This is a genomic window from Shewanella electrodiphila (assembly GCF_023283985.1).
Taxonomy (GTDB): domain Bacteria; phylum Pseudomonadota; class Gammaproteobacteria; order Enterobacterales; family Shewanellaceae; genus Shewanella; species Shewanella electrodiphila.
Map to the genome: position 1 here is coordinate 332777 of NZ_JAKIKU010000003.1, position 24575 is coordinate 357351.

16 protein-coding genes are annotated in these 24575 nt (G+C 38.7%); 1 reads left to right on the forward strand and 15 read right to left on the reverse strand.

The genetic code is table 11. The annotated features are described in order from the left end of the window. Nucleotides 1-297: 297 nt before the first annotated feature. From L2737_RS07460 to L2737_RS07530, 15 genes are all read right to left on the reverse strand, one after another. Nucleotides 298-1452, reverse strand: a complete 1155-nt coding sequence (locus L2737_RS07460) for a GGDEF domain-containing protein (RefSeq protein ID WP_102528746.1) — start codon at nucleotides 1450-1452, stop codon at nucleotides 298-300. Between the two features lie 245 nt (nucleotides 1453-1697). Further along, nucleotides 1698-2198 carry a GNAT family N-acetyltransferase gene (locus L2737_RS07465; RefSeq protein ID WP_248955318.1) on the reverse strand — a complete coding sequence of 167 codons (501 nt, stop codon included), beginning with the start codon at nucleotides 2196-2198 and terminating at the stop codon, nucleotides 1698-1700. Nucleotides 2199-2673: 475 nt separating this feature from the next. Next, nucleotides 2674-3207: a cell division protein ZapC gene (locus tag L2737_RS07470; protein WP_248955319.1), complete on the reverse strand. Its 534-nt coding sequence runs from the start codon at nucleotides 3205-3207 to the stop codon at nucleotides 2674-2676. Nucleotides 3208-3396: 189 nt separating this feature from the next. Continuing rightward, a complete protein-coding gene (pyrD, locus tag L2737_RS07475; RefSeq protein WP_102528743.1) occupies nucleotides 3397-4419 on the reverse strand; it encodes a quinone-dependent dihydroorotate dehydrogenase in 1023 nt (340 codons plus the stop codon). Nucleotides 4420-4484: 65 nt separating this feature from the next. Continuing rightward, the gene (locus L2737_RS07480) at nucleotides 4485-9329 is read right to left on the reverse strand and encodes an NAD-glutamate dehydrogenase (RefSeq protein ID WP_102528742.1); all 4845 of its coding nucleotides are present in this window, start codon (nucleotides 9327-9329) and stop codon (nucleotides 4485-4487) included. A 266-nt stretch (nucleotides 9330-9595) separates the two neighbouring features. Beyond that, nucleotides 9596-11950, reverse strand: coding sequence for an efflux RND transporter permease subunit (locus tag L2737_RS07485; RefSeq protein ID WP_248955320.1), 2355 nt, complete (start codon nucleotides 11948-11950; stop codon nucleotides 9596-9598). A gap of 138 nt (nucleotides 11951-12088) precedes the next feature. After that, the gene (locus L2737_RS07490; RefSeq protein WP_248955321.1) at nucleotides 12089-13099 is read right to left on the reverse strand and encodes a WD40/YVTN/BNR-like repeat-containing protein; all 1011 of its coding nucleotides are present in this window, start codon (nucleotides 13097-13099) and stop codon (nucleotides 12089-12091) included. A gap of 48 nt (nucleotides 13100-13147) precedes the next feature. Next, on the reverse strand, nucleotides 13148-14512 hold the full coding sequence (locus L2737_RS07495) for a DUF1329 domain-containing protein (protein WP_102528739.1): 1365 nt from the start codon (nucleotides 14510-14512) through the stop codon (nucleotides 13148-13150). A gap of 13 nt (nucleotides 14513-14525) precedes the next feature. Beyond that, a complete protein-coding gene (locus tag L2737_RS07500; protein WP_102528738.1) occupies nucleotides 14526-16577 on the reverse strand; it encodes a DUF1302 domain-containing protein in 2052 nt (683 codons plus the stop codon). Nucleotides 16578-16892: 315 nt separating this feature from the next. Further along, complete coding sequence (locus L2737_RS07505; RefSeq protein ID WP_102528737.1) at nucleotides 16893-17108, reverse strand: DUF2835 domain-containing protein; 216 nt, start codon at nucleotides 17106-17108, stop codon at nucleotides 16893-16895. Nucleotides 17109-17193: 85 nt separating this feature from the next. Next, nucleotides 17194-19755 (reverse strand): aminopeptidase N, encoded by a 2562-nt coding sequence (gene pepN / locus L2737_RS07510; RefSeq protein WP_248955322.1) that lies wholly within the window; start codon nucleotides 19753-19755, stop codon nucleotides 17194-17196. Nucleotides 19756-19850: 95 nt separating this feature from the next. Beyond that, nucleotides 19851-21965 carry a carboxy terminal-processing peptidase gene (gene prc / locus L2737_RS07515; RefSeq protein WP_248955323.1) on the reverse strand — a complete coding sequence of 705 codons (2115 nt, stop codon included), beginning with the start codon at nucleotides 21963-21965 and terminating at the stop codon, nucleotides 19851-19853. A gap of 22 nt (nucleotides 21966-21987) precedes the next feature. Next, a complete protein-coding gene (proQ, locus tag L2737_RS07520) occupies nucleotides 21988-22623 on the reverse strand; it encodes an RNA chaperone ProQ (protein ID WP_102528734.1) in 636 nt (211 codons plus the stop codon). A 269-nt stretch (nucleotides 22624-22892) separates the two neighbouring features. Further along, nucleotides 22893-23351 (reverse strand): GAF domain-containing protein, encoded by a 459-nt coding sequence (locus L2737_RS07525; protein ID WP_248955324.1) that lies wholly within the window; start codon nucleotides 23349-23351, stop codon nucleotides 22893-22895. A gap of 20 nt (nucleotides 23352-23371) precedes the next feature. Next, nucleotides 23372-23662, reverse strand: coding sequence for a YebG family protein (locus L2737_RS07530; protein ID WP_102528732.1), 291 nt, complete (start codon nucleotides 23660-23662; stop codon nucleotides 23372-23374). 229 nt (nucleotides 23663-23891) lie between these two features. Here L2737_RS07530 and L2737_RS07535 point away from each other — a divergent pair, with 229 nt between their 5' ends. Further along, nucleotides 23892-24521 carry a paraquat-inducible protein A gene (locus L2737_RS07535; protein ID WP_248955325.1) on the forward strand — a complete coding sequence of 210 codons (630 nt, stop codon included), beginning with the start codon at nucleotides 23892-23894 and terminating at the stop codon, nucleotides 24519-24521. Nucleotides 24522-24575: the final 54 nt, after the last annotated feature.

The window sequence follows — 24575 nt, forward strand, 5'->3', positions numbered from 1 at the left end:
TTCACACTACAACTAATGCAACAATTTAAACATCAAAGAGGCATAAAAATTGAGATAATTACTAGTGTTAACCATCTAATTTAACAACGAAAAATTTGTAATATAAAGAGTTACTATTCAGTAAAAGTAGTTGATGTATTTACATCTCGCAAGTACTTAACTGCCCGTCATGGTTAGTTATTCTTTAATTAGACAATAATATTTTATATTAGATATTAATGCTTAAATGAAGAAAATTAAAACAGAAACGCTGCTACCGCTTTATGGTTAGGGTTAGGGCTATAACTAGAGCTAAAACTATGGCTTATCGCTATATATTTCGATTCTATTTTTACCTTTTTGTTTCGCTAGGTATAAAGCTTTATCGCCTTGATTAATTAACTCATGCATATTCAATGACTGATTTTTGTTGGTAGCTAAACCAATAGAAACGGTGACTCTTAAGTTTTTATCAGGCCAATAGAGTTTTGCTACGTCGGTTAATATTGATTCCGCAATTTGCTGTAGCTCTGACTCACTAAAGCAATGGAATACCGATAAGAACTCTTCCCCACCATATCGAATGTTCATCCCTGTATAACGTCCACAATGCTGCCTGATGATTTGTGCAACACCATAAATCACATTATCACCCACTTGATGCCCGTATACATCATTGATTGATTTAAAGTTATCTATATCAATCATGAGTAAACTCATACCTTGCTTTGATTGCTTTGCATTTTGGACAAATAGAGCTGCATTTTGGGTTAAGTAGAGTCTATTTTTTAATTCGGTTAATGGATCGGTTACCGCTTGTAGCGATAATTTACGCTGGCTGGCTTTTAACTTAAGTTGCTGACTGCGGATTTGTGAATATTGTTCAAAACTTGTATGTGTTTCAGACTCTCGTCTTAAACAAGCAATAAGGCACATGATATAAATAGCCGACATGATAGATAAACGATCTATTTCTTCTGCAAAATCATGCTCTAACCTTAAAGGAGATATCATCCATACGTAACAAATTGCCATAAATGTAAGTGCGATAAAACTGGCTTTGAACGGCAAGCGTGACAAGGCGCCGACATAAGCCATGACCAATATACCGCCCGATTGATAGTTAAAATCCCCTCCGTGCATTGCCATTTGGCCAATATAAGTCAATGACCAATAAACACATAACACTAAAGTTAATTCAGCTAAATCTAAATGTTTTGGCGAATAACGTTTTAATAATAATAAAAGTGCCACACATAAAAAAGAAAAAAACAGGCGGGTCATTGTTGCTAGCCACGCATCTTCCTGTAAGTGCTGATAGTCAAAATAACCAAATAACAGGTATATCGGAATAACTGAAAGCACAAACCCCGAATAAGGCAACATGACTTGGTAAATGTGAAAGTGTTTAAAGCGCCAAAAGGTATATTCTGAACGATGTATTTTGGCAGAGCCTTTCAAATAATCGAACATATAATTCCCTGAGTTATTTTAAGGTTATACTTGTTTAATTTGATTGTAGGACAACTGAAATTAGGTAGCAATAATTGACCATAAAATCATAAAATCATAAAATAGTTATCGAAAACAATCTTTTTTGGAAATAATCTAATAGAACACGCTGTAATGACAATCTATCTGAGAGTTGTGAATTTCGATTAAAGATTGGTGCAATGGATGAAGGAGTACAGGGAACGTTGTAAAAGATCACTCGCCATTTAACAACCCGAATCTGTACTAAACTTTTTAAGCATCCAAACATCACAGCCACCGTGAATGGTACCATCCAGAGGTTGGTTAAGATGCTCAAAACCTACTTTCTCATATAACTTAATTGCAGCGGTCATACTGGTTAATGTATCTAAATAACATTGTTTAAACCCCATATCTTCAGCAAATTCCAAGCAAGCTTGAGTGAGTTGCATGCCTATACCTAATCCACGGCTCTCGGGTAGCAAAAATAACTTACGAAGCTCACAAGTATCTTCTGACTCATTGAAAGAAGCGACGCCACCACAACCTAAAATTTTCCCATCTAACGATGCCACTAAATAGATACTCTTATTATTGTAATGATAATGCTGACTCATTTGCTCTACTTCAGGATCTGACGGTCCAAAACCTTCGCCAATCGCACCAAATTCCTTGCCAACGGTTTTAATAATTAATGCAACTTCGCTATCTTGTTCTGCAACAATTGGTTTAATCAATATATTCATCTTCATGGTCTTTTAGTATTCCAACATTTATGACTTTTCACCTTACCAGCTAAATTTAACATTTCAAAGATTAGCGATATTCATTAATACATATAGACATGATTATACTAAAACGAACCTTTAAAGCTCATAACTACATCAAGTAATAGGTTTTGAATTTTAGCTATTCTAGGCATTTATACGATGAGTAATAACAAGAGTTGCTCAGTAAGACATGCATCTGACTAAAAATAAGTGATGAAAGGAGTTAATGTTGTGAGAAGTAAACTTTGTTGCAAAGTCATCTTATACAGCAAAATAGATATAGAATAGTTAAACTTTATAGCTTCTAAAACAATAATAGATAAGCTTCGCTAAAGTGTGAAGCCTAAACTAATGTTGTAAAAAACGATGTTAAAGAAATCTATGTTAGAGAAACCAATGTTAGAGAAACCAATATTAAAGAAGCTAACCTCGAAGAATCAATTCTATTTGATTATGCAGCAACCACAAGTTGAGCTTTTCTAAGCGGATTAAGTCTATTATGCATCACTTTAATTGTTTCAAATTGCTGCAGAGTTTTGCTCTCAGATAATGGACACTCTTTAGACAGTACCATCACTAATGCAGCTTGTAGGCTATTCTCAACCACCATGACTAAAACGCGAGTACCATTAGCATTGAGGTTAAATAACTTACCGACTTCACAATAAACACATTCTTGGCTTATTTCAAAAAACCAAGATTTAGGCATTTGTGGTTTTAACAAAAAATGCGCAGCGGTTGCATTTAGTGCTGTTTGAACAACAGCAGCATCTGACATATTGATAACTTTTGGAAGAGTTTCAAGCAAGTTGATATAGAATTTAGCGTGATCGACACTAAATTCCGATGTTATTAATGCATCAGGAATGAGTGCTTTAGTTTTGTATGGGGTTAAGAACTCCATCTCGGAACCTAATGAAATACTTAATTGCTTATAGTCTTCATTATATTCCCACTGCCAGTCCTTATTTGGCATTAATAACATTTTTTAGTACCTAATTATAAGAATACAAGGTGATAATAGTTTATATTTCAGACAATATCAAAACATTATTGAATATTTTTGATATAAAGATCATAAAGTTACAACGATCGAAAGATCGTTATTTCGATCGCTATAACTTTATTAGATCTAAAAAAAGGATCTTTGGTTGGTTTTTAAACTATTCAGATCTTATTTTGCTTTATAGGCTTTTACAATATCATTAATTAATCCAGGACCTTGGTAAATAAAGCCAGTATATATCTGAACTAATTGAGAACCTGCGTCAAATTTAGCTAAAGCATCTTCTGCACTATTAATTCCGCCAACGCCAATAATTGGGATCTCACCGTTTAAATATTCAGCTAATTGTTTGATCACTTTAGTTGAAAGATCGGTTAACGGTTTACCACTCAAACCACCCATTTCATCGGCATTATCAAGGCCAACCACAGCATCTCGACTTAATGTGGTGTTTGTGGCAATTGCGCCGTCAAATTTACTTTTCAATAATGACTCAGCAATTTTCTCAATTTCTTCAGTGGTTAAATCTGGCGCTATTTTCAATGCAACTGGAACATATTTATTATACTTCTTAGCTAGCTCTGCTTGCTTTTCTTTTAGCGAGCTTAATAAATCATCTAACAATTCACCGTACTGCATTGTACGAAGACCCGGTGTATTTGGTGATGAAATATTAACCGCAATATAATCTGCATGTTGATAAACTTTTTCCATGCAAATTAAGTAATCGTTTTTGCCTTCTTCAACCGGAGTATCTTTATTTTTACCAATATTCACACCAACAATAATGTCTGTCTTTTTAGCCATTAAGTTTCGGACTAAATTATCAACACCTTTATTGTTAAAACCCATACGATTAATAATCGCTTTCGCTGGTTTTAATCTGAATAAACGTGGTTGCTCGTTACCTGGTTGTGGACGAGGAGTGACAGTGCCGACTTCTACATGACCAAAACCCATGGCATGGAATGCATCAATCGACTCACCGTCTTTATCTAAGCCTGCAGCAAGGCCTACAGGGTTATTGAATGTAATACCCATGCAAGTCACTGGAGCAGCGCTAACATTTTGACTATAAAATAGGTTTAAAGGGTTGTTTCCAGTGTTTTTTAAACTTCCAATAGCGATGTTATGCGCTACTTCTGGATCCATTTGAAACATTACTTTTTGTGCAACTTTGTAAAAAAACATGCTTTCTCCTAAACCTAAAAAAAACCCCGGCTATTTGCCAGGGCTTGTTCACTTATTATAAATAATTATCTCGGTCCTTCGCAATGAAGGATCAACAAATTAAGTTCACGTAACGCCACCGAGAATTTGGCAAAGTCATGACTTTGAGAGACTTTAAAGTCTGCTAATAGGTGGAACCAACGTTCCAATAGCTTCTCGTTATTGTCTATCCATTGCTGAATAATTGAATCGGCATTACAAGTATCTGTACACGCTCGCAGCACAGTAGAGCTCAGTGCGCGTTGCTGCCAATCTAATTCTTCTCTGAAGGCGGCACGAGCAAGCGCTTGCCAATGGTTAGATACGGGCTGATTACTAATTTGTTCAAGGAACCAATGTAATTCAACTTTTGCACCAAGTCTGAAATAGGTTTCAGCCACAAGCTGAACTGACTTACCTTCGATTTGGGCAATTTGGGCGATATCTAACGCTGAGAACAAGGTACTCATTTTAGCAACAACTTGTGCTAAAGACTCAGGTACTTTTTGTTCTGTTAGTGATTTTATTTCAGTTGAAATCGCAATCACTTCAGCAGCAATCATATACTGATCAACATTGGTCTTTAATTCTTCAAATACAGGTTTGAAGAACGCCACTGTTTGCTCAATATTCTCACCTTTGGTGCGATGACGGATGAACCAGCGACAAGCACGACGCATATTGCGACGTAGTTGATGTAGCATTTCACTTTGCACGTCAGCAGAGACAATACCGTTTAATTCAGTAATTGATTGAGTTAAATCAGCTAAACCGAAAACTTCGCGAGCCATAGTATAACAAATTGCGGCTTCGGCTACTGTGGCACCTGTCTCATCCTGCATGCGTTGCACGAAATTAAAGCCCATGTCATTAACAAGTTCATTAGCTAATGATGTAGCAATAATTTCACCGCGCAATGGATGCGCAATCATTTTATCAGCATATTTGTCTTGTAATTTCTGAGGGAAATAAGCCGTTAGCAATTTACTTAAGAATGTATCTTCAGTGATTTCTGCTGTAACTAATTGCTCTTTTAATACCATTTTTCCATAAGCAACTAACACAGATAATTCTGGACGAGTTAATGCTCTGCTATTGGCTAAACGATCTGCAAGTTCATCATCTGTTGGAAGGAACTCTAACGCTCTATCCAACTTGCCATCTTTTTCAAGATACTGAATATAACGAATGTGTTCTTTTAATTGTGAAACACCGTGAGCCTGCGTCACTGAAATTGTACGAGTTTGATCATTACAATCTTGAAGTACAATATCCCCCACTTCATCAGTCATTGATTCTAATAAGCGGTTACGTTGTTTAACGGTAAGTTCACCGTCTGCCACTAACGTATTAAGTAAGATTTTAATGTTCACTTCATTATCTGAACAATCAACACCGCCAACATTATCAACAAAGTCAGTATTAACTCGACCACCATTAGCCGCGAATTCAATACGCCCTAATTGTGTCGCACCTAAATTGCCACCTTCACCAATGATTTTAGCGTTTAATTCATTACCATTGACACGAATAGCATCGTTTGCACGATCGCCAACTTCAGCATGCGTTTCAGAAGTCGCTTTAACGTAAGTACCAATACCACCATTCCAAATCAAATCAACACGCATTTTTAGCAATGCTTGCATTAACTGGTTCGGGGTCATGGTGTCTGAATCAGTTTCAAGCATTCCCTTGATTTCTTTAGTCAACTTAAGTGACTTAGCAGAACGATTAAAAATCACCCCACCTTTAGACATCAATTTAGTGTTGTAATCTTCCCAGCTTGAACGCGGTAGATTAAACAAACGCTCACGCTCTACGTAACTCTTTTCAGTATCCGGGTTTGGATCAACAAAGATATGCATGTGGTTAAATGCTGCAACAAGCTTAGTATGGCGCGATAACAACATACCGTTACCAAATACATCGCCTGCCATGTCACCCACTGCTAAACAGGTAAAATCAGTTGTTTGGCAATCAATACCTTCTTCACGGAAATGACGTTTAACCGATTCCCAAGCCCCTTTCGCAGTAATACCCATTTTTTTATGGTCATAACCGTTACTGCCGCCAGATGCGAAAGCATCACCTAACCAGAAGTCATACTCAATGGCAATTTCGTTGGCAATATCAGAGAAAGTCGCAGTACCTTTATCAGCTGCAACAACGAGGTATGCATCATCTTCATCATGACGTACTACATCTTTTGGCGGTACCACTTTGCCTTCAATGATGTTGTCGCTGATATCAAGTAAACCACGGATAAATAATCGGTAACATGCTTGGCCTTCATTAAAGAATGCCTCGCGGCCACCTTCAGTTGGTAGCTGTTTACACACGAAGCCACCTTTTGCACCAACAGGTACAATAACGGTGTTTTTAACCTGTTGCGCTTTTACAAGACCAAGCACTTCAGTACGGAAATCTTCACGTCTGTCAGACCAACGTAAACCACCACGCGCTACTTTACCGCCACGTAAATGAACACCTTCAACTCGCGGAGAGTATACGAAGATTTCAAATTTCGGTAATGGGCGAGGCATTTCAGGAATGTCTTCAGGTAAGAACTTAAACGAAATGTACGGCTTGTTTTCGTTTTTGTTCAATGTTTGATAGAAATTGGTACGCAGTGTTGCGTTGATCAAATCTAAATAACGACGAATAATACGATCATCATCTAAGCTCGATACGTCCTCAAGACGCAAATCCACCTGTTCTAAAAACTTATTTAACGTACGAGTTTTTAATTTTGGATTAAATTTACGAATGAACATTTTAACTAGTAAGTCAGCTATTTGCGGATAGCGATTAAACGTTTCTTCAATGTATGACTGACTAAAAGTTGCATCTATTTGACGCATATATTTAGCGTAAGCACGCAAAATAGACACTTCACGACCCGTTAAGCTGGTCGCTAAAATCATTCGGTTAAAGCCATCATCTTCAAGTTCTTTATCCCAAACTTGTGATAATGCATTTTGAAAACGATCTTGGCTATCAGCAAGGTTTTCAATGGCAGCGCCCTGCACTGTCATTAAGAAGTCTAAAATCCAGAAGGTTTGACCATCTGCAGTTTTAACTTCGTACGGGCGTTCATTAATGACCCTCAAACCAAAGTTTTCAAGCATAGGTAGCACATCAGAAAGATGAATAGGTTCATCTTTATGAAATAGCTTTAAGCGGACTTTATTATCATTTAATGCCGTTTCTTGTGGCTGATAAAAAAGCATGCCCAATTTATGTTCGTCGTTCAATGCTTCAAGGTGTTGAATATCAACCACTGCTGAACTAGGCAACACATCTTCTTTATAACTCGGTGAAAATGCCGTGAAGTAACGCTTAATAAGACCCGTTCCTGACTGCTCACCAAGAGCATTATTCAGTGAACTATGTAGTTTATCTTCCCAAGAGCGAGCTGCTTCAATTAGGTTTTTCTCAATAGCAGCCACATCGACGTCCATATTATTATTGTCAACTTTAATGATGTAATGAGTACGCGCTAAAGTTGATTCTGAGAAGTAAGTGGTAAATTCAACATCTTCACTACTGTTAAAATGTTGAGCCAAAATGCGTTGTGTATCTTGACGTAATTTGGTGTTGTAACGATCTTTTGATACATACACCAAACAAGATAAGAAACGACCAAAACCGTCTTTACGGACAAATAACTTTAATTTGTCACGATCTTGCATTTCTAAAACGCCGCGAGCGATATGAGCAAGCTCATCTTCTTTAGCTTGTATCAGCTCATCGCGAGGTAAGTTCTCAAGGATATTCATTAACGCTTTATAGTCATGAGAGCGAGGCGTTAAACCTGACTGCTCCATAACGCGTTCAACTTTACCAGCAAGTAGCGGAATTTCACGTGGGCTTCGATTATATAAATTAGAAGCATATAGGCCTAAGAATCGGTCTTCGCCTATGACATTACCTGCTTTATCAAAACGTTTGATACCCACATAATCGACATATGCAGGGCGATGTACACGACTTTTGGTTGAGCTTTTAGTAAGCACTAATAAGCTTTCATCCAGCGCTTCTTTACGGGCAGAAGCTGAGAACGTAGACAAAAGTAATCCACGATCTGCATGTTCAGCACTCGAGCGGCTCATTAAGCCTAAGCTTGAATCCAAATCTGGTACTAACTCAACATCACCTTCAACACGCTTTAACTCGTAATGTCTGTAACCAAGTAATGTAAAATGATGATTATTGAGATAAGTTAGGAATTTAGTCGCTTCTTCCATTTCAGCTTTATCGCCTGGAAATGGTTGTTTTGGTAATTGCTTAACCGTCTCGGTTAACTTATCTGACATTTGCTGCCAATCATCAACTGAAGACACAACATCAGCAAAAACTGACTCAAGTTCTTTACCAATGGCTTTAATATCGGCTTCGCTACTTTGACGATCGATTTCAATTAAAAATACCGCAACATTTTCAGTTGCTTCAGGTGCATCTTTAATAAAAGAAACTTCTTTAACCAATTCCTCATCACGAACTAATGCTAACGGTGTATGTAACACCATGTGCGCCGTAATGCCCATGCGGTTTAATGCCATAGTCACTGAATCAACCAAGAAAGGCATATCTGGTTGAATAATTTCAATAATACTATGGGTAGACTGCCAGCCATGTTTCGACTGACTTGGGTTAAACACACGGATGTGGCTGTTGGTTTTAGCTGATTTGTTTAGCGCATTCCAAAGGCTTAATACGGCACCATAAAGGTCGCTGTCATTACGAGCATTTAAGTCGTCTTTTGACATATGGGCGTATATACAATTGGCAAATTGCTCAACTTGTTTAGCTTGAGAATTAGGGATTTTTTTATGAATTAAATTGACTACATTTTCTAGTAGTACTGAAGGCATTGCATCTTTAAAGGCCATGTTGCAGTTTCCTTAAGCGTTTATGGCAGCGCTTTTATCATTATATTGGATGCTTCGGCTTGTTGATTCAGTCTAAAACTGAGATCTGGAGCAAAGTTTATTACTAATTAACTGCTATATCGAGCACTATTTTAGTGGTAGATCCTCTAAAATCCTTGTTAACTATAGAATTATAGTCACTATTTGACCAATCAAGCGTTTAGATAGACTAACTATGCAAAAAAAAGAGGAGCCTAAGCTCCTCTTAATATTTTCAAACCGTTTATTTACTTGGGTTTGCGCCAGAATACCGCTGACAACGCAGGTAAAATAATTATCGCACCCAACATATTTACTAAAAACATGAAAGTTAACAAAATACCCATGTCCATTTGGAACTTAAGTGCTGAAAAGAACCAAGTACTCACACCAATAGCTAAAGTTAACCCTGTAAAGATGACCGCACTACCACGTTCAACTAAGGCTTCAAAGTAGGCTTGCTGGACTGCCATACCTTGAGTAAGTTTACCTGACATGGTCGATAAAATATAAATACCGTAATCCACGCCAATACCCACACCCAATGCAATAACAGGTAATGTACTCACCGCTAAACCGATATCTAGCCACGTCATTAATGCTTGCGCTAATGTTGAAACCACATATAAAGGCACAATCACGGCGATAGTCGCTTTAATTGAACGGAAGCTGATGAGACATAAAACAAACACCGCGCCATAAACATAAATCATCATAGGTAGCTGTGCTTCGCTAACAGCCTCATTTGTAGCTGCCATCACGCCAACTGGCCCTGAAGCTAATTTAAACTGCAATGTGTCAGTATTAAGCTGCTCAGCAACTTGTTTTACTTTGGCAGTCACAACTTCAATGGTTTCTGCTTTATGATCTTTTAAGAACAAGAAAACTGGCATCACTGAACAATTACCGTTAAGTAATCCAGAGGTAGTTGGCACACGGCCTACAGCTTGCACTAAGCTCGCTGTGGTACGAGGAAGCACTTGCCATTTAGGATTACCCTCGTTGAAACCGGCATTCACTCGCTTAGAGACTGACGCTAAACTTGCTGTCGACTCAACACCTGGTGTATTGCCAACCATCCATTCAAACTGATCAATTTCATTTAGAATGGAATGATATGTACAGGCTTCAGGTGTCGCTTCAACAATCACAGTCATATAATCAGTCGTAATTGAATAATTGTCTGTTATATGGAAAGTATCTTGGTTATATCGAGAATCTAAATGAAGTGCTGGCGCACCGCCCTGCAAGTCACCAATTTTGATATTGCTTGCTTGCTGAAAACCAAAGCCGTATAGCACTGCGGTGCAAACTAATACAATGACAGCATATTTAGGTGTCGCGAATTTTGACAAGCTGCGCCACAAACCTTCAATTTTGGCTTTTTTAACTGGATCTTCTTTTTCTGGCTTAATCGTGGTGTATGAAATCACCAAAGGCAATAAAATGAGATTGGTTAAAATAATAACAGCCACACCCAATGAAGCTGAAATTGCGAGTTCTCGGATAATACCAATATCAATAGCCAATAACGTTAAAAAACCAACGGTATCAGATAATAGCGCTACGCCGCCCGGCACTAATAAACTGCGAAATGCCGATGCTGAAGCTGCTTTGGTATTTTGACCATCGAGTACACGACGTCTAACAGCATTGATCATTTGAACGCCATGACTAACGCCAATTGCGAACACTAAAAACGGTACTAGAATTGACATAGGATCTAAGCCAAAACCGACCACAGTTAATAACCCTAGCTGCCAGAAAACAGCAACAAGGCTGCACACAAGTGGGAGAACCGTTAGAATTAACGACTTAGAAAATAAATACACCATGACTGCAGTAATCAAAATCGCAATCAAGAAAAACAGTAATACGCCTTTTGCCCCTTCTGCGACATCACCTGCCATTTTAGCAAATCCAATAATATGGATTTTAATCGTTTCCGTTTCGTATTTGCCACGTAATTGATTTTCTAATTGTTTAGCGAATTGAATCGTGTTGAGTGGTTTAGTCGTAATATCTTTTTCAGCACCTTCAGACTCGGCCATTTCTTCGTCTGTTTTAGCCACAAAATCCATTAACTGCGCAGTTAACATCGCTGATGAATAATCATTTGATACTAAACGACCAACAATACCTGCCTTTTCCACATTGTCACGAACAACATTCAGGCCATATTCATCGTTACGAAAATCTGCAGGTATCACTGGTCCGCCAGCAAAACCATCTTCAACAACTTCAGTAAAACGTGTTGAAGGAGAATATAAAGACTTAACTTGGGAACGCTCTACACCCGGGATAAAAAACAGTTCATCATGAACCTGTTTAAGGGTTTCGAAATATTCAGGATTAAATATATTACCGCTAGTGTCTTCAACAGACACCATAATCCTATTCGCACCACCAAAATCTTTTTGATGCTTTGTATAGGTTTTCATGTACTCATGATTAAGCGGTATGTTTTTACTAAAAGCCGCATCCATTTTTAATTGGCTTGCTTGATAACCAAGAAAAAGTGTAATTAACATGAATGACAAAATCACCCACATGCGGTTTCTGAAAAGATGGGTTTCAAATCCATTGACCAGTTTTTCTAACATCTTATCGGCCCTATTATTGTTGTTTTATTTTTACACTAACTTAGTGTTTATTTTGCTCAATTTACACCGTAACCGTATCTTCCAGACACGTTTACTTGCCCCGTCACTGAACAAATCCATCGTAAAGCTTAAGCGACTCTATTTGAGCTGAAATAAACCTTTTGAACCTGCAAACCAAACTTGACCTTGATTATCACTTTCAATAGCGACGATATTTTCGCCTTGTCTACGTGCAATGATATTAGCTTTATCAGTACTATCTAACTCGATAACAACACCTGCGTTACCAACAAGGTACAAAGATCCAGAATCAGTAATATAAGCGTTATTAATTGAAGACTTCACCGGTAAAGCGATTTCTTGCCATTGACTGAATTGCTTATCGGTTTTGAAAACATGGCCACGTAAGCCCATGACAAACACTGCGCCGTCCGTTTCAATAGCATTAAACATTGAACCTTCATAATCAAAAGGCTGTGTAACAAACGTTACGCCATTATCATCAGATGTGGCGACAAGTCCTAATTCACCTACCATCAACAGTCGATTATCAGCTAATTGGATAACACGGTTAAAGTGAGGTAATAACGCTGATCTTTCTGATAAATATAAAGCTTCATCTTCAGCTTTTAAATCAGCAAGGTATGAGACATCTTCAGGGAATAGTAATTCTTCATGAAACTCTTGAACCCAATGCTTGCCACCATCAGCTGTGCGATAAAACAAACCATACGCGCCAACGGCAATACCTTCATTTTCATTAAAAAATAAAATATCCAAAAGCGGTTTTTCAACTTCTGTAGATTGGAATTGTACTTGCCAAGTTAACCCACCATCTTCAGTGTGAATGATGGTTGCATCATGACCTACCGCCCAGCCTTGCTTTTCATTTAAAAAGAACACTTTGGTTAATTGGGAAATTACTGGTGAACTCACTTGTTGCCAATCTTGTTGTTTAACTAACACATGACCGCGTTCACCCACCGCAACAAGGTTTTCACCTGCTTTGGCAATATCTAGAACTAATGAAGACTCAGCGAGTGGCTGTATTTGAACGGTAAGAGGATCGAATTGAGCATGGACTGGCGCAGTAGAAATTAAACAACCTAAGCTGATTGCGACAACATTGCGAAGTGTGCGAAACGACATACAAACTTCCTTAGAAATAATAGGGGCGCAATGCGCCCCATAAAGGTCTTAGCGAATACCTGCGCGACGTAATGCGTCAGGTGTGAAATTAGCTTCAGAAAGCTTAGCATCGAAATCGTACATGCGGCCTTCATTATCTAATCCCATTGCTAAATAACGACGAGATTGTAAATCGTGGAAAATTTCTAACGTGCTCCAATGTGTTGGAACTTCGTAGTAGTTAATCGAATGTGCTGTACCTACACGGTATAACTCATCACGGTTATCGTACATATCCGTTAGCGAAACCTGCCATGAATCTTCATCGATATAGAAAACACGTGTTTTATAAATATGACGCATGCCATCTTTAAGGGTTGCTTTAACTTCCCAAACACGGTGCTTTTCCCAACGAGCAAATTCAGGGTTGATATGACCTGGTTTTAAGATTTGATCATATTCAAGTGAATCTGAATGAAGTTTGTAATCGTTGTAAGGGATATAAAGCTCTTTCTTACCGACCAGTTCCCAGTTATAACGCACAGGCGATCCGTTAAACATATCGAAATCATCAGTTGTTCTTAGACCATCAGACACTGTACCTGGTGTATCAAAGGCAACATTTGGCGCTTTACGAACACGGCGTTGACCTGTGTTATAAGTCCAAGCTTGGCGCGGAAGTGCTTCTTGATCCATTGTCTCTTTAACAAGCAAAGCAGTACCTGCAAGACGCGCAGGTTGACGTACAACTTGTTTAAAGAAGAACAAAGTATTTGATTCTTTTAATTGATCCAGAGTCACTTCAGGACGGCTGTAGCTAAAGCGAATTTCTTCAGCCGTTTCAATTAACGTATAAGAACCACCTGCCGTTGGAGCCGCTTGGCTACGAGCAGTTTTGATATCAACACCACGATAACGCAGGATGTGGTTCCAAATCACTTCTAAACCATTATTTGGAATTGGAAATGGCACACTAATAGAAGCGCCACTTACACCGTTACCATTAGCAACCAACTCTGCATTTAAGGCGTTAGCTTTAGTTGCATCATAGACATACTGAGGTAAAGAAGCCGTACGACGACTTTCATACACATTCATTTTGTATGTATCTGGGTATAATTCAAAAAGCTTGTTTTGACCCGGCGTTAAAAATTCAGCGTACTGTGCTTTGTTAGCATTTGTAATGGTGAACAAAATTTTATCAGAAGGAAAAGGATCTGGATGATGCATTCCCTTTTCATAGCCAGCAACTGGAGAAGTAATACCATTATCCCAAGCAGGAATAGAACCGTCAGCATTACCCGCTTTAACAGCACCAATTGGCGTAAGTTCATTACCCAATTTAGCTGCTTCAGCTTCAGATACTTTCGCCATCGCTGCTGGCGCACTAAACGCCATGATCATTGCAGCCGATAATATCGTCAGTTTCTTCATTATTATTATCCTTCTAGATAGAATACTTGACGTTAAACGAGACGTAATCTCGGTCAGTCATTGCATTTGTTGTTCCTACACCACCAAAGAAGTTGTTGTAAGAAATATCTGCTCCCCAGCGGCTGCGATAATCAAAACTAACGCCTAAAGCAACTGATTTACGACCTTCAGTAAATAAGAACATTGGATCAGGAGTGATACCGTCAACATCGTGAGAGAAAATCACACGTGGAGACATGTTCACGCCAGCAAAGATATTATTGTAGTCAGCTTTAGCCACTAAACGATAACCCCAAGCAAAATCAGTTGGGAATGGATTCGTTTCAGGACCATCATGCAAGGCTTCGATAATACCTGGCATATCAGGGTTACCACCTGAACGCGCGGTACCAGGACCATTTAAGCGTAGTTCATCAAAACCAGGCATGTCATGGATCCACACACCACCGACTTCAGCAAGCATGGTTAAATTATCTGTTCCAAAGGTAGGACCAAATAAATGTGTCAATGTAAATTGAGCTTGAGTCGTATCAGATAAAATGAAACCATCAATTGTTTCACCAGCCTCTACACCTTCAATTTGCGACACACCATCTAAATCAGGGCGTAGACCAGCATTAGCAAGTTGCTGTGGCATACCTGCAAATAACAATTCAACGTCATCAATTTGTAATGGTTCATCAACACGGTGAGAAACTTCACCCGCAACAGATGTGTCACCGACTAAGGTGTTAAAACTCGCGCCGTACAATTGAATATCTTCAGGGTATACCACTTGAGCCTTAGTAAACGATTCCATACTAAGCATCAACTCACGGTCAATTTCACCGCCACTTGCAGCTAAACGGCCGTAGTCTCTTGCTAAAGCTTCACTGCTAAAGTTAGATGCTGTACCGCTGATAATAGGGCGGCGACTGTGATAGTTCATGTAGTACAAGCCAAATTCAGTTTCACCTAAACTCGGCGCGTAATAACCTAACTTGATACCGTATTGACCATCATCACTTGGTTCTGCTTCATCTTGAAGTAAAGCCACTTTAGTAGCATATGGCACCATGTAAGCTGCGAATGCAGGATCAAAATTAGCCGCAGCTGCTGCACCATAAAGCGCGGCATACTCAGACATTAAAAAATCAAGATTGATATCAGGGTTTGAGTTGAAACCTAACTGAGCGTTTTGGTTATAACCACCAAAACCAACAAAGTCATTGGTTGCAAAGTTAGAACCCGCAGATGGAACCCAAACTGGCTCCCAATCATATTGATAATAAGCTTCAACATTTAAATTTTCGGTAACACCTAACGATGCCCAAACCATTCCTTGCGGACGGAAAGCTTCTTTAAGTTCAGCACCAGGTGTATTCAAGATATTTAAATCAACTGGGTTAATGACACCAATACCGTGAGGAATTAATGTGCTTTCACCCCAAGAAACAACTTGGTTACCGATACGAACTGATAATGGGTTTTTACCATCATTTAAGTCAAAGTTACCGTAAACAAATGCATCTAATAAACGAATGTCTTTACATTGAACTTCTTCTGCTCGGCTATCCTCACAAGGATCATATTCTTTGCCAGTCAATGGATCATTATAATCAAAATCGCCATCACTTAATTTGCGATCATAAAAATACATGCCACGTACAAACAAACCGAAGTTCTTATATTCTAAAGATAGCTCGTGCAAACCTTTAAAACGTTCAGAGGTAGTGTCACCCTGAGAATAGAGTAAGTTACTTAAGTCGTTGTTACTTGAGTATGAACCAGGCTGGCCCCAAATTTGAGCTGAAGAATAGATAGGCGTTTGCCCAAATGGCGCACCGAAACCAGAATAACCAGACCAATCAAACTGTGGCTGGTTAACTTTACCGATTTGGCCTTCCCAATCACGCTCAGAAACACGCCAGCTTGCGCCGACTGTCCATGTTGAGTCAAAGGTGCCTTGTACTTCACCCCAATCAAATGATACAGCATTAGCGCTACTGCTCATCCCTAAAGTCAATGCCGACACCACCCCCAAAGCGAGTGCCGACTTGTTAAAGCGTCTTTTAACAATATTCATTTTTGCTTCTCTCCGTAACCTGCCGGATTCGTTGTTATAGGATTTGAACCAACATTTTGTTAGCCTGCAGGCAACACCATTGTTACAGCAATTAACATCATTGAGCAAGTTCAAAAAACAGAAAATTTGTTAACGAATTGGTGCAGTTAGGAGAAATTAATACAGAATAATCGAACGCTTATTTGAATTGGATCACACGAATTGACTACAAGCAGTAAAAACGAAAGAAAAATAGAATTTTTTCAACAGGTTACATAAAACCAAGTGAAGCTAAATTACCATTTAACAATCAATTGGTCGTTTGAAGTAATTACTCTAAACTTTATTAAGAGAAATAAATTTTCCAGCAGGTTCTAGTTGCAAAATGAATTGCCCCTGTATCCCTGCAGAGGTCACAAATGGTCTAAAATATTTACCATTTATGTGTAAAATTTTGCCATTAATATCCTTTACCTCGACATTTTTAACTGTGCCTTGGTAATAAGGAAGAAAATCTTTAAAACTGATGTACATTGAAAATATAAATTGCATAACTCAATTACTACAAATTATAGAGTGAAATAGTGATAGGCAACGATCTAGCATTAAAAATGATAAACCGTCACCCAATTTTAGATTAAGCGTGTTCTAATGCCTTTTCTACTTTCTCAAACAAATCTTTCGATAGGTTAGGTAGCGCTTTTAATCGTAATAAACAGGCTTTCATTTTCTGTTGGCGGCCATCATCAAATTTACTGAACTGAATAAGTGGTGTGATCATTCTGGCAGCAATTTGCGGGTTCAACTCATTCAGTTTAACCAAGATATCCGTTAAGTATTCGTAACCACTACCGCTCGCATCATGGAACTGGTAAGTATTTGCAGCGACAAAGAAGCCAATTAACGAACGCACTCTATTTGGATTGTTAAAGCTAAAACTTTCATGTTCAGTGAGTGCTTTGATTTCTGTTAAGACTTCAGGCGTGTTTTGTGAAGCTTGTAAACTAAACCATTTATCCATAACCAGTGGCGTTGAAATCCACTTTTGCTCAAAGTCTGCCATCAACGTTTGTTGACAAGTTAACTGACCTGAAACCGCAGCTTTAAGTGCAGCTAGGCTATCGGTCATATTCGTAGCTGCATGATATTGCTCAGTCACTAAGCCTTCATATTCTGATGACACACGCGATAACAATACTAAACAGATATTCTTAAAAGCTCGCGAAGCTGCATTATCTTCCTTAATCAATGAACGATAACGCGTCACTAACTCATCTAAACAGGCTTCAGCAAGTTCATCGATAACAAATTCTCTAGCAGCTTGTAAAGCATCTAAGTCGACAGTTTCAACCTGTTCAATTAAAGCAGCCGCACTCGGGAATGCCAGTATTTCTGCCACTAACGCTTTGTCTAAGCTTTCATCTAGAATAATGCCTCTTATTGCTTCAATCACTCTAGCATCGAGATGCATTGCCTCTTTAGCAACTAAACTGGCGACATTTTGCCAAACAGCTTGGCTGAATAAACCAACAGAAGCTTCCCAACGTGCTACTTCGCTTGATGCAAAACGTGTTAGATGTACAAGTTGGTCAACATTAAATTCATAATCTAAGCGAACTGGTGCTGAAAAATCTTGCAGTAAAGAAGGCACTGGCATTGCGTCAATATTATCAAATACAAATGTCTGTTCAGCTTCTTTCACATCAAGCACTTGGTTTGTTAAAGGTTGACCAGCAGAATTCAATAGCTCAAGGCTGAATGGAATATGCAGAGGGTTTCCTTTCACTCCTTGAGAAGTAACCGATTGACTGACAGTTAACTGGTACTGCTTGTTATCTGCATCATATTGATCAACCACAGTAACCACTGGGGTACCGGCTTGGCTGTACCAATTTCTGAATAAGGTTAAGTCGATACCACTCGCCGTTTCCATTGCATTGACGAAATCATCACAAGTTACTGCTTGGCCATCATGGCGTTCGAAATAACATTTCATCCCTAACTGGAAATTTTGCTCACCTAATATGGTATGCATCATTCTAATAACTTCAGCGCCTTTGTTATAAACAGTCACGGTATAGAAGTTATTCATTTCAATAACAGATTCAGGACGAATTGGATGAGACATTGGGCCTGCATCTTCAGCGAACTGTTGATTCTTCATGACGCGAATGGCTTGAATACGATTGACAGCACGAGAGCCTAAATCTGAACTGAACTCTTGATCTCTAAATACCGTTAAGCCTTCTTTTAAGCTTAACTGGAACCAGTCACGACACGTCACACGGTTACCGGTCCAGTTATGGAAATACTCATGGCCAACAACCGATTCAATACCATGATAATCTTCATCTGTCGCACTGGCGGTATCAGCTAATACGTATTTAGTGTTAAACACGTTTAAGCCTTTATTTTCCATCGCGCCCATATTGAAAAAATCAACGGCAACAATCATATAAATATCGAGGTCGTATTCTAAATCAAAACGGCTTTCATCCCATTCCATCGATTTTTGTAACGACACCATTGCATGGTCAGCTTTATGTAAGTTTCCTTTATCTACAAATACTTGCAGTTTTACCTCTCGGCCACTACGAGTAATAAACTTATCTTCAAGTAAATCGAAGTCTCCTGCTACAAGGGCAAATAAATAGCTAGGTTTTGGGAATGGATCTTCCCAACGCACAAATTGACGTGATTCACTCACATCGCCCTTTTCAACCAAATTACCATTGCTTAATAAAAACGGGAATGCCGCTTTGTCAGCTTCGATTCTTACCGTATAGATAGCTAAAACATCAGGACGGTCAAGGAAGTAAGTGATCCTTCTGAAGCCTTCAGCTTCACATTGGGTACAGTAAGCGCCATCAGACATATATAAGCCTTCTAGGCTTGAGTTTGCTTCAGGATCTTGCTTAGTAACGAGCATTAACTCAAAATCATTTAAAGAGGTGCTGATAGATAATTGGTTATCTTTTTCTTGGTAATCAGCTGGCTCGCCATTGATATGCACAGACACTAAATTAATTTGCTCGCCTACTAGCACCAATGCTTCGCTGTGCTCGCCTACCCTTTGTATTTTGCTTATCGCAATAACTTCAGTGTCTGAACCCTTTAAATTAAAATCTAACTCGATGTGACTAATAGTGAAAGTCGGTGCTTGATAGTCTTTTAAATGTTTTGCTTGAGCTTGAGTCATAAATAATCCTTGAATAACACTTAGCATTTAACGGGCATAAAATTTACATAATAAAAAACGCGCTAAAAGCGCGTTTTTTGACAATGAAATAGCGTTTATTTCACTGCAGATTTTTTAGCATCAACCATGTCTAGGGTGATTAATGCTGTTTCTTCTAAAAACGCATCCGGTACTTCTAATTCGTCTTCTTCAGACTCTTCAGCATCTGCCGTTTCGTTTTCAGCAACTTCTGTTGATTCTGCATCAGTTTCAGTGGCTTCTTCATCTTCTTCATCAAGTGATGCTAAAGGCTCAAGACCATTTTTAACACGACGCTCATTAGTGCGGTCAAGAATACGCTTTTCATCTTCTTCACGAGAAGCAATGCGCTCACTTTCCACTAATGAAATCGTTTTATCATCATGATGCTTTTTAAATTCAGCAATATCATCAAAGATATAACCAAATTCTACATCGGTTTTGATACGCTGCTGATGCTTGGTATCAAGTTTAGATACCAATTCAGGGTAGATATTACCTAAAGTACCGTATTGCGCTACCGGAACTTTATCCCATGGTAATGCGTTCTTCTCTTCAGATTCACCATATTCACCAGGCTCAAGTGCACTAGGGAAATTGATATCTGGAGTAACCCCTTTTAACTGTGTACTACCGCCATTAATACGGTAAAACTTAGCTATGGTGTATTGTACATGCCCAATAGGTTTTTCGTACATATCATAAATGCGACCTAAGCTTTTATGCTGCTGAACTGTACCTTTACCAAAGCTCGCCTCACCTACAATCAATGCACGATCATAATCCTGAAGCGCTGCAGCAAAAATCTCTGATGCTGAGGCACTGTAGCGATCAACCATAACTGTTAATGGTCCGCTATAAGCACTTTTACCGTCATTATCACGGTTTTGAGTAACGCGGCCATTAGCATCACGGATTTGAACCACTGGTCCCATATCAATGAATAAACCAGTCAGTAATGTCGCTTCGGTTAATGCACCGCCGCCATTACCACGTAAATCAATGATAATACCTTCAACGTTATCTTCTTTTAATTTAGCAATTTCTTTTTCTACATCAACGGATAAGTTCATGTAAAAACCCGGAATTTGAATAACACCGACTTTACGGTTAGCGTATTCGCCTTCAGTAGGCTCAACAACTTTAGAGGTTGCAGCGCGATCTTCTAAGCGAATTTTGTCACGAACAATCGTCACTTCAAATGCTTTCGCGTTTGCGCCACCTTTGTTAGGCAAAATTTGAAGATTAACTTCACTGCCTTTAGGGCCTTTAATTAATTCAACAACATCATCTAATCGCCACCCGATGACATCGACTATCTCTTCGTCTTTTTGACCGACACCAATAATTTTGTCTTCTGGAGATAGTTTTTCACTGCTCGCGGCAGGACCACCAGCAACCAAGCTTTTAATTACCGTGTAATCATCATCCATTTGCAACACTGCACCAATACCTTCAAGGCTTAGGTTCATTTCCATTTGGAAACGTTCAGCATTACGTGGAGAGAGATAACTTGTATGAGGTTCAACAGTGCGTGCAAAGGCATTCATAACACCTTGGAACACATCTTCACTGTGTGTTTGACTTAAACGTTTGATGGCATTGTTGTAACGCTTGCCAAGAATTTCGACTGTTTCTTCCCAGTCTTTATCAGCAAGTTTTAAATTTAATGCATCGTATTTGACACGTTGGCGCCAAAGTTCATTTAATTCTGCTTCATCTTTTGGCCATGTAGCTTCTTCGCGGTCAAACTCATAGGCATCATCGGCTTCTGTGAAGTCGAATTCTTTGTCTAATAAAGTCAGTGCGTAAGCAAAACGTTCATAGCGACGTTGTTGCAATAAAGAGAACATATTGAAAGCAGGTTCGATATTGCCTGTTTTGACCATATCGTCAAACAGATGTTGATATTGTTTAAAGCTATCAACATCTGCTTGTGTAAGCACATTACGTCTGAAATCTAGCTGTTGTAGATAACGATCATAAATCAACTCAGAAAAAGCATCATCAAGTTCAAAGCGATGGTAATGAGAGCGTGTGAATAAATTCGTTACCCTCTTACTCGCAACCTTGTGTTGAGGCTCTTGCTCAAGTTTAGGTAACTCGTTGATTTGAATAGTTGGTGAAATTGCCCAAGCCGAAAAACCGACAAATAAAGTGGCAATCGACGCAGCCAAAGTGAGTTTTCGCATCAACAAGTTACTCCTTAAATGATCACGATAATAAAATATGCTCTGCACGTACTTTAACGACTAAACCAGAATCAAGCTGTACATGGACATCTTCTTTCTTGATATCAGTGATAACGCCAGCGACAGGATTTTGTCCTAACTTGACACTAACACGTTGTTTTTGTTTAAGCTCGTCAAATTTTGCTGGGACATAATTAACTTTTGGTGCAGCAGGCTTTTTAGGCTTAGCTGGGCGGTCTTTCTTAACCGGAGCTGCTTTTGAAGAAGGTGCTTTTTTAGCTGGCTTCTTAGGATTTGCTTTAGCAGCTTGTGCTTGACGCTTAGCCTTGGCTTTTTCTTGACCTTCTTTTAAAGTCTGCTGAGCATGATCGATATGCTCTTGCTCAAGTTCGCCACAGTCTTGTCCGTCAAGATCAATACGTTGAACGCCGGTTTTAACACCTTTAAGGTAGCGCCAGCTACTTGTATAACGTCTAAGTGCAACACGCAATTGTGTTTTACTTACTTTAGAATCATCAGCCAACCTTTCAGCTAAATCTTGAAACAACCCAATTTTTAATGGCTTAGTTTCACCTTCTGCAATAAAGCATAAAGGAAATGTTTCATATAAATACGCTAAAACTGCGTTGGTGTCGGTCAACTTGTCTGTTGATTCCATTTTTACTTCCACGTTATATAAGGGGACTGGTTTATAGCTATCTTAGCTAGTTACAGTCGTTTATCTTTCGTTAAACAGAGTCTTGCTTAACGTTCAAATTAGCATTTCCTACATGATTGCTAAAGCAATTGAAACATGCCCTAACAAATTAACTTACTTGCCTGCATATTTACAGTAAATAAATTTTAAACATAGTAATGCGTGCAGCTCAGTATTATAAAGCCCATGTCAGCGATTGCGACCTGCAATTTAGCTTATTTGTTCGCAAATTAAGCAAATAAGCAAGATTCGAAGCTTTTAACTAAGATTTCTAAGCCTTTTTGATCATCTTTATCAAAACGATTCAAAGAAGGACTATCAATATCTAACACTGCTATGACATTTTTCCCGTCATGAACTGGCACTACAATTTCCGAATTACTGGCTGCATCGCAAGCAATATGACCTTCAAATTGGTGGACATCTTCAACAAGTTGAGTTTCATCTATGGCTGCAGCTGTGCCACATACACCTTTGCCAATCACAATGCGTGTACAAGCAACTTTTCCTTGAAATGGTCCTAACACTAATTGGTCGTTGCGCTTAATATAAAAGCCAACCCAATTGATATCATCCAAATTGTCATTTAATAAGGCTGAGAAATTTGCCATACCAGCAATTAAGTCGTCTTCGCCTTCCATTAAGGCCAACACTTGTCTGTTCAAGGTGTCATACATTTCAGCTTTCATTTTACTTCCTAACTATTCTTTTATTCTGCTGCCGCTTTTTTGGGTGCTTTTTTGGCTGCAGGTTTAGCTGCAGGCTTAGCTTTTACGACGCCTTTGAGTAGATTTGCGAGTTCATCTTTATTAGATGCAAGATAAAAAGCAAGTTTCTCTACACTATTTTCGTCAATTTTTAACTCAGCACTAGTAATAAAAGGAACTAAGTTATCCGCAATATCGAGCATTTTGTCATAGGCATCGGCTTCTTTTTTAGATGTGAACGTCATCTTTTCCACCCCTTCTCTGACCACGACAAACTTTGTAATTACCGCCATGATTAACCTCTTACTGTTTTTATATACAGTGCATAGAGTGTCATAGAACTAACTTCTGATGCAAGTATTCTGATTATTCTGGTATTATCTCATTTCATTGTAACTCGAATCATGATGAATAAACTCAGATAGTGGTCATAATTAGTCGCAATAAGTGGCTATAATATGTCTCAACTTGGATCATTGTTTCGCTGCTCATATTTACTAAATGGATGGTTTTAGCTTTTATATGCCCAAAAATTTAGATCAAGACACTATTATATTGTGCCGCTCTTGTGATTTAGCTGTGCAGCGCCGTGCTTTGCCCTCTAATGTTCGTGCACTATGTCCACGTTGTCATACGGCACTGTATGATGTGCCATATTGCTCTTTAAATGGCATGCTTGCCCTATGTATTACAGCCATTCTGTTTTATATCCCTGCTAATTTTCTTCCCGTGCTTGAAATACATTTTTTAGGCAGTATTCGAGCAACCACAGTTTATGAAAGTGCATTTGCTGTTTGGGTTCAGGGTTACTGGATTGTTGCTGTCGCCGTTATCGCTGCAGCGGTCGTCGCTCCAGGATTACTTATATTGTCGATATTGCTGCAAATTATCATTGTAAAGCGCCGACTTCATTCAGCTTTTTGGCAACAGACATATCGTAAATTGCTGAAAAACCATGGCGTACTTTCTCAATTAACAATGTTAGAAATCTATGTCATTTCTTTTTTAGTCGCAGCATTCAATTTATCTGACTTTTCAGATATCTATTTAGGCATGGGCACTTTTTGTTTTGGGATGTTATTTTTGGTTATCCTGTTCTTACAGCGAGAATATAACTTAGAACATATGTGGAGAATGGTTCATGACGAATAATACTTCACACTCAACGACTCAAGCGTCAACGTGTACTGAGTCTACAAGTACTGA